The 6,832-nt window shown below is 70.8% G+C and carries 6 protein-coding genes; all 6 read right to left on the minus strand.

From position 1 onward, the window contains the following. Window positions 1-19: 19 nt before the first annotated feature. Window positions 20-1,330, minus strand: a complete 1,311-nt coding sequence (locus tag LF41_RS12340; RefSeq protein WP_036170178.1) for a dicarboxylate/amino acid:cation symporter — start codon at window positions 1,328-1,330, stop codon at window positions 20-22. Window positions 1,331-1,387: 57 nt separating this feature from the next. Beyond that, window positions 1,388-3,040 carry a BatD family protein gene (locus tag LF41_RS12345; protein ID WP_036170180.1) on the minus strand — a complete coding sequence of 551 codons (1,653 nt, stop codon included), beginning with the start codon at window positions 3,038-3,040 and terminating at the stop codon, window positions 1,388-1,390. Then, window positions 3,037-4,797 carry a tetratricopeptide repeat protein gene (locus LF41_RS12350; RefSeq protein WP_036170181.1) on the minus strand — a complete coding sequence of 587 codons (1,761 nt, stop codon included), beginning with the start codon at window positions 4,795-4,797 and terminating at the stop codon, window positions 3,037-3,039. The genes LF41_RS12345 and LF41_RS12350 overlap by 4 nt, the downstream gene beginning before the upstream one ends. Beyond that, entirely contained in the window at window positions 4,794-5,795 is a 1,002-nt protein-coding gene (locus LF41_RS12355) for a vWA domain-containing protein (protein WP_237577763.1), read from the minus strand. The genes LF41_RS12350 and LF41_RS12355 overlap by 4 nt, the downstream gene beginning before the upstream one ends. Next, window positions 5,792-6,244: a DUF4381 domain-containing protein gene (locus tag LF41_RS12360; protein WP_036170185.1), complete on the minus strand. Its 453-nt coding sequence runs from the start codon at window positions 6,242-6,244 to the stop codon at window positions 5,792-5,794. Before LF41_RS12360 ends, LF41_RS12355 begins: the two co-directional genes overlap by 4 nt. A gap of 1 nt (window position 6,245) precedes the next feature. Beyond that, window positions 6,246-6,832: DUF58 domain-containing protein (locus LF41_RS17035; protein ID WP_036170198.1), on the minus strand; the 587-nt coding region annotated here is incomplete at its 5' end.

The following is a 6,832-nucleotide window of genomic DNA, read 5'->3' on the forward strand; positions in this document are numbered from 1 at the left end:
GATTGTCCCATGCCGGGGGCTACGGCGTGGCGGCCGTATCCCCTGCGCCGAGCTCGGGCTCGCCTGCCGCCACCAGTGTCGCGAGCGTGAGGTCGCCGGTGACGTTGAGGGTGGTGCGGCACATGTCGAGGAAGTGGTTGACGCCCAGGATCATGCCGATGCCGACCGGGTCGACGCCCACCATCGCGCAGATCAGGGCCACCACCGGAAGCGAGCCCGAGGGCACGCCGGCCGTGCCGATGCCGCCCAGGATGCAGACCAGCATCACCATCGCCTGCTGGCCCAGGCTCAGGTCCACGCCGAAGAACTGCGCGAGGAACAGCACGGTCACGCCTTCGAACAAGGCCGTGCCGTTCTGGTTGGCGGTGGCGCCGACGGTGAGCACGAAGCGCGCGATGCGGCGCGGCAGCCCGAGTTCTTCCTCGGCCACGCGCAACGCGGTGGGCAGCGTTGCGTTGCTGGAGGCCGTCGAGAAGGCCATCACCATCGCTTCCTGCGCGCCCTTGAAGAACTTCACGGGCGACTTGCCGGCGAGCTTCAGCGCGACCGAATAGCTGACGAACTGGTGCAGCGCGAGCGCGAGCACCACGACGCCGACATACGCCCCCAGGCGGATGAGCAGGTCGAAGCCGAACAGCGAAGCCAGGTTGAACATGAAGCAGAACACCGCGATCGGCGCCAGGCGGATGACGAGCCCGATCAGCGTCATCGAGATTTCGAGCAGGCCCTCGATCCCGCGCTTGAGCACCTGCGTCTGCGGCGTGTCGGTCAGCACCAGGCCGATGCCGAACATCACCGCGAAGAACATCAGCGAGAGGATCGTGCCGTTGCTCGAGGCCGCCGCGATGACGTTGTCGGGCACGATGGACACGAGCATGTCGATACCGCGCGGTTGTTCGCCGACGCTGGCGACGATTTCCTTCGCGCGGTCCGCGTTGTCGGCCAGCAACTGCTGCGCGAGCGCAGGATCGACGCCCGCGCCCGGCTGCAGCCAGTTCACGAGCACCAGCCCGATTAGCACCGCGACCGCCGACAACAACACGGTGTAGAACAACGTCTTCCACCCGATGCGGCCGAGCGCGCGCACGTCGCCCATCTCCGCGATGCCGACCACCAGCGCCGAGAACAGCAGGGGGACGATCAGCATGAAGATCAGGCTGAGGAAGATCTTCGAGAACGGCGTGGTGACGTAGGTCGTGAAGGCTTGCACCCACGCGGCCTCGTGCACCCCGGTGGCGTGCACCGCCAGGCCCGCGAGGATGCCCGCGATGAACCCGATGGCGATCTTCGTGTGCAGCGGGAGGCGCTTGCGCGCGGTGGGCGTGGCCATGCGGAGTGTCCTGGGCCGCGGACCGCCCGCGGAGCGAGCGCGACTGTAACGCGCGGCTCAGGCCGGCGGATAGAGCGGCGGCAGCGGATCGTGGCCGCGCGCGGGACGCTCGGCCGCAATCGTGCGCACGCCCCGGGCGAATGCGCGGCGCAGGCCTTCACGTGCGGCGCGCGGGTCGCCGCCGGCCCAGCGCGCGCGTTGCAGGGCGTCGAGGGCGTCGCGTTGATCGGTGTCGGCGACGCGCGTGCGGAGGGCATCGATGTCGGCGGCGGGCGGATCGACGCTCGCGCACAAGGTTTCGGCGATGTCGCCGAGATCGCCATCGGCCAGTGCACGCCTGAGGTCGGGGCGCGGCGTCTTGCCCACCGGCGCGGGCGAATCGGCGTTCGTGGTGCGCGGCGGATGGCGCCCGAGGAACCACATCAGCGTGAACAACCACAACAGCGCGAACGCGGCCGCCGCGGCGGCCCACGGCAACACGCGGCCCTGGATGCCGGGGATCGAAATGCGGCCATCGCCGGTGTCGTTCGTCGCGACCGGATCCGCCGGGGCATCCGGCGCGACGTTTCCGTTCGCACCCGTCCCCGGCGCCACCTGCAATTCGATCGGCGGCAACGTGGCGGTGCGCGCGACGCCCGCGCGGACATCCCACCATTCGATGCGCGGCGGGTCGATGCGCAACGCGCCGGCGCGCGTGGGCACGATCGAGAACGTGCGCGACAACGTCGTGCGCGGGCGCCCTTCTGCAAAGGATTCGTCCGACTGCAGTGTCGCGGGGAAGACCTGCGCGGCGCCGTTCGATGCGAGGGCAAGCTCCGGCAACTGCGCGGCGACGGCGCCGTCGGCGATCGCTTCGATCTGCACGGTCGCCGATTCGCCCGCGCGCGCACCGTGCGGCAGGGCGACGTAACGCAGGCGCAGGTCGGTCAGCGGGAGCCAGGGTTGCGGCGCGCTCGCGGGAATCGCGCGCACCTCGATCACGCGATCCGGCGCGTCGGCCGCGAGAGGACGACGCCCATCGCCCAGCAAATCATCGAAGAACCCGCCGACGCCCTGCCCGCGAAAGCGCGCGCCGGGCAACACGATGCGCCCGCTGCGTTCGCCGATAACCAGGTAGCGGCGTTCGATCACGTTGTAACGGCGCCCGCCGGTTTCCTGCGAGAACTGCAGGTCCTGGCCGACCTTGCGCAGCGTCGCGCCTTCGGGTTGCGCCTGGTCGAGCTGGCCCGATACGAGCGGCACCGCGGTATACAGCCGCACTTTCAGTCCGACCGCCTGTTGCACCCACGGGTCGCCGTCGTCGAGTTCGGATTCGATGAAGGCCGCATCGCCCGCCTTCGCCGGCACGCGGCTCATCGGCGCGACGGTGAGCGACAACGGCGGCGTGGTCTGGTTGCCGATGCGCACCGACGGAATCGTGATCACGCCTTCGCGGCGCGGTTGCAGCACCACCGAATATTGCGCGCTCACGGTGATGCGGCCGTTTTCAGCGCGTGCACTGCGCGCACTGGAGTGGCCGCTGAGGATGAAGTCGCGTTCGAGCGGCGCGTAGTCGGGGCCGCCTTGCGCCGAATCGGTCGAGATGTTGAGCGTCGTGGTTTCGCCGGCCTCGATGCGATCGCGATCCAGCCACGCGCGCACCTGCGCGTGCGCCGCGGGCGCGATCAGCGCGAACAACACGAGCAAGGCGATGGCGCATCGGCGCATCATTCGCCACCTTCCAGTTGGCGGCGTTCGTATTCCAGGCGGAACTTGGCGCGCAGCAGGCCGCCCGGATCGTCGGGGACGCGGCGCAGCCAGGCGTCGTTGGCCAAGCGCCGTTCGCGTTCCTGCGGCGTTTCCGCGCGCGCCTGCGCCTGGCCTGGCGTCTGCTTGTCCTGCCTGCCTTGCGCGAGGGCGCGCTGCATGCGTTCGCGCTGTGCCGCGTCGGCCGCTTGTTGCGCTTGCGCCTCCTTCGGCGTCTGCGGCTTCGCGTTGGCCTGCGCCTGTTGCGGCGATGGGCCAGGTTGCGGCGCGGGCTGCTTCTGTTGTCCCGGACGCGGCTGTTGCGACGGCGATTGTCCGGCTTGCTGCTGCGATTGCGGTTGCGACTGGCCGGTTTGTTGCTGCTGGCCGTCCTGCTTGCCCTGCGCGCGCGGATCGTTGCGCTTCGAATCTCCCGACGGCGGCTTGCGTTTCATCGCCGCGGCCACCGCCTTGCGATTGGCGATGGCGTCTTCCATGTTCGGTTGCGCGCGCAGCGCGCGGTCGTAGGCGGCGATCGCGTCCTCGTAGCGCCCTTGCTTCGCCAGCGCATTGCCGAGGTTGTAATGCGCGTCGGCATTCGGGATGCCGTCGTACGCGCTCGCGGCGGCGTCGAACTTGCCCGCGCGATACGCGGTGTCGCCCTGCCCCATCCGCTGCGCGGCCACCTGGTCGGCGCGTCGCCACAAGGTGCCCTGCGGCGCGGACTGCGCATGCACGAATCCCATGGGCAAGCACAACACGACGAGCACCGCGGCGACACCGGCACCGCGGCGGAACGCGAACACCGCGATCAACATCAACGGCGGAATCAACCAATAGCCCGCGTCTTCCCAACTGCGGCCCGCGCGGCCTTGCGTCGACGTCGCACCCGCTGCCTGCGCGCTGAGCACGCCGAGCGCGCGCAGGTCGGCATCGTCGACCGACAGCGTCGCGTAGCGCCCGCCGCCCGCGCTCGCGAGCGACTGCAACGACGCTGGATCGAGCGACACCCGCGAGATACCGCCGCCGACTTGCTGCACGACCGTTCCCGCTTCCGTGCCGAGGCCGAGCACCGATACGCGCATGCCTTGCCTGGCGGCCTGCATGGCCGCTGCGTTGGCCGCCGCGTCGCCGTGGTCGGTGAGCACGAGGATGTCGCCGTGGTCGAATCCGGCCTGGCGCATGAGATCCACCGCCCGCGAGATCGCGCGATCCGGCCGGTGCCCGTCGATGGGCATGACGTCGGGCGCGAGCGAATCGAGGAACAAAGCGACGTTCGCGGCGTCGTCGGTGAGCGGCGCGACGGCATACGCATCGTCGGCGAATGCGAGCAGGCCCACCTGCCCGCCCGCGCGTTCGCGCAGCAGCGTCGCGAGTTTCGCGCGCGCCTGCAGCAGGCGCGACGGCGGCAGGTCCGCGGCGAGCGACGCGCTCGACAGATCGAGCGCGACCACCAACGGCGTGCGGCTCTGCCACGCCGGTTGCGCGACCTGTTTCCATGCCGGGCCCGCGAGCGCGAGGATGGCGAGCGCACACGCGAGCAGGACCGCGATGAGCGTGCCGCGTGTCCTGACGTTGGATGCCGGTTCGAGCAGATGCGGTAACAGGTGCGCATCGACCGACGCGCGCCAGACGTTCTCGCGACGTGCGCGTTGCCACCACAACCAAGCGATCAACGGCAGCGCCAGCATTGCCCACAACCAGGCCGGGCGCAGGAAATGCAGCGCGTCGATGCCGCTCATGCGCGCCTCCGCAGCGGCACCGCGCCGAGTGCGGCCAGGCCGAGCGCGATCGCCAGCGGCAGCGGGTAGCGTTCGATGCGCGGTCGTACCGCTTGTCCCGGGCGACGGATCGGTTCGAGGCGATCGATCTCCGCGTAGATGCCGGCGAGCGATTCGGTGTCGCGTGCGCGGAAGAAGTTGCCGCCCGTGCGGCGTGCGATGTCCCTCAGGCCCGCTTCGTCGATTTCCGTCTGGCCCGCGCCGGGCAGGCGGAAACCGAACAAGGTCACGCCGCCCTCGCCGCCAAAGGCGATCGTGTGCACGCGCACCTTCGCATCGCGGGCGAGCTCGGCGGCCTTCGCCGGATCGAGCACGCCCGCCGTGTTCACGCCATCGGTCAACAGCACGACGACGCGTTGGTCCGAGGGCTGCGATTGCAGACGCTTCACCGCCAGGGCGAGTGCGTCGCCGAGCGCCGTTTCGCGGCCGGCCAGGCCGACGACGCTGTCCTGCAATTGCTGACGCACCGTGGTGAGGTCGAGCGTGAGCGGCGTCAGCGTGTACGCGCGCTGGCCGAACACGAGCAGGCCGACGCGGTCGCCGCCGCGGCGATCGAGGAAATCCGCGAGCACGGCCTTCGCGGCCGTCAATCGGTCGACGATGTTGCCGCCCAGCTCCATGTCCTCTTCGCTCATGCTGCCGGACAGATCCACGGCGAGCATCAGGTCGCGGCCGACCTGCGGCGGTGCGATGGGCGGGCCGAGTTCCTGCGGCCGCGCGCACGCGATGCACAACGCGATCCACGCCAGCCACGCGAGCACGCCGGCGCCGCGGCCGCGCAGCGCATGCCCGTTGCCGGCTTGCGCGACCTTGTCGATGTGCGCGCCGTACGGCACGCGTAACGCCGCGGAGGCCGAACGCCTGCGCGGCAGCAGCCAACGCACCAGCAGCGGGAGCGGAATGGCGAGCAACGCGTACGGCCACGCGAGCGTCGACAACCAGGCGTCGAAGGCGTTCACCGCATCCACTCCAGGTAGCGGCGGCGCGCGCGTTCGCGCAGGCCGGCGACGGCGGCGGCTTCCACGTCGCGACGGAACGCGCCTTCGATCAGCACGGTGCCTGCCTCGCCGGCGAAAAGCGGTTCGCGTGCGCCGGCGTCGAGATGCGCGCGCCAGCGGTCGCCATCGAAGCGGTCGGCGTCGGGATGCGTGCGGCGCGCGGCGCGGCGCAGGAGTTCGGACATCGCGGCGACCTGGGCCGCCGGTGAGTCGGCACGCGCCAGTGTTTCATCGAAGACGCGCGCCACCGCGCGGCGATGCGCACGCCGGCGATGCGCGAAGAACGCGATCACCGCGATGGTCATGACGAGCACCGCGAGCACCATCCACCATCCCGGCGCGAGCGGCCACCACGGCGCCGCGGGTGCGGCGTGGATGTCGCGCAACACGAGGTCCGGCGGCGCACGCATCTCAGGCCACGCTCGCCTGCGGACGGCCCCATGCGCCGAGCCATGCATCGCTCGGTGCGTCCGTCGAAAGCACGTGCACGCGCACGCCGCGCGCGGGCAGCGCCTGCATCGCCGCCTCGACCGGCGCGATGAATTCGCGACGCCAACGCTGGCGTTGCGGCGCACTCGCCAGATCCAGTTCGACGCGATGCGCCTGCGTCGCGAACGGGAGCGCGGCCTTCGGCGGATCGCGTTCGAGCGGGTCGACGAGCAACAGCACCGTGGTGTCGTGGTGCAGGGCGAATGCAGGCCAGCGATGCGGTTCGATCGCGGCGATGCTCGCCGGGTCGGCGAGGATCAGCAGGCGCGAGCCGGGGCGCAGCACGCGCTGCGCCTGATCGAGCGCGATGCCCAGGCCGGCGTCGTTGTCGGGCGGCGAGGCGTACCAGCGCACCAGGGCATCGAGCACGCGTAGTGCACCGCGCGCACCACCGGCCGGGGGAATCGGCGCTTCGCGATGGCTGCCGCGCAACGCGGCGATGCGGTCGCCGTCGCGCAGCGCGGCCCATGCGGCGATTGCGCCGGCGCGCGCGGCCTGCACCGATTTGA

This window comes from Lysobacter dokdonensis DS-58 (assembly GCF_000770795.1).
Taxonomy (GTDB): Bacteria; Pseudomonadota; Gammaproteobacteria; order Xanthomonadales; family Xanthomonadaceae; genus Noviluteimonas; species Noviluteimonas dokdonensis.